The organism is Rathayibacter tanaceti (assembly GCF_001634385.1).
GTDB classification, from domain to species: Bacteria; Actinomycetota; Actinomycetes; order Actinomycetales; family Microbacteriaceae; genus Rathayibacter; species Rathayibacter tanaceti.
Genome location: NZ_LIIN01000322.1, coordinates 1 through 389 on the forward strand (window position 1 = coordinate 1; position 389 = coordinate 389).

Here is a 389-nt window from a genome sequence, read left to right on the forward strand (position 1 = left end):
GCGAGGAAGCGCTCACGGTGCAGATCGAGCCCGCGCACCCGGCCTTCGTCGACCAGCCACGAATCGGCCGCGGCGAGCGCAGTCGTCGGCGCCTCCACGGCGGGGCCGAGGCCGCGCCCGTCCCACTCCCGCACCTGCTCGCCGTCCACGACGGCCTACGCTAGCCCAGTGGTCTCGGAGGATCGGTACGTCCGCTCGATCGAGCTGCCGTGGGTGGATCCGGAACGCGCCTACCTGGCGCTCCTCGCCTCGGCCGAGGCCTCGTTCTGGCTCGATTCGGGGCCGGCCGCCGTGACCGGACGCTCGTACCTCGGCTCCTGCGCGCCCGAAGACGTTCTCGTTGTCGAGGCGGGCGGCGACGTGGCGGCGGCGCTCGCCGCGGTCGAGGC

1 pseudogene is annotated in these 389 nt (G+C 74.3%); it reads left to right on the forward strand.

Going from position 1 to position 389, the window contains the following annotated elements:
* Positions 1-168: 168 nt before the first annotated feature.
* Positions 169-389: pseudogene (locus ACH61_RS15870) on the forward strand (hypothetical protein); the annotation flags it as partial.